Here is a 565-nt window from a genome sequence, read left to right on the forward strand (position 1 = left end):
CTCGCGGATCTTGTTCTCGCCGATCTCGGGATCACGCCCCTCCATCGCCGCCAGCGCCGAGCCGGCCACGATCGGAATGTCGTCGCCCGGGAAGTCATACGAGCTCAGAAGCTCGCGGATCTCCATCTCGACAAGCTCCAGAAGCTCCTCGTCGTCCACCTGGTCGACCTTGTTCATGAACACCACCAGCGCGGGCACGCCGACCTGGCGCGCCAGCAGGATGTGCTCGCGCGTCTGCGGCATCGGGCCGTCGGCCGCGTTCACCACCAGGATCGCGCCGTCCATCTGCGCCGCACCGGTGATCATGTTCTTCACATAGTCCGCGTGGCCGGGGCAGTCGACATGCGCGTAGTGACGGTTGTCGGTCTCGTATTCCACATGCGCCGTCGAGATCGTGATCCCGCGGGCCTTCTCTTCGGGCGCGCCGTCGATCTGGTCATATGCGCGGAAATCACCGAAATACTTCGTGATCGCCGCCGTCAGCGTCGTCTTGCCGTGGTCAACATGGCCGATCGTGCCAATGTTCACATGCGGTTTCGAACGGTCAAACTTTTCCTTTGCCATG

The 565-nt window shown here is 62.8% G+C and carries 1 protein-coding gene; it reads right to left on the reverse strand.

Annotation, left to right across the window (positions count from 1 at the left end):
* A partial coding sequence (locus N5A93_RS19490; protein ID WP_268956756.1) for a GTP-binding protein occupies positions 1–564 on the reverse strand: 564 nt, incomplete at its 3' end.
* Position 565 lies beyond the last annotated feature (1 nt).

Origin of the sequence: Roseovarius salincola (assembly GCF_026891095.1) — a bacterium.
GTDB lineage: Bacteria > Pseudomonadota > Alphaproteobacteria > Rhodobacterales > Rhodobacteraceae > Roseovarius > Roseovarius salincola.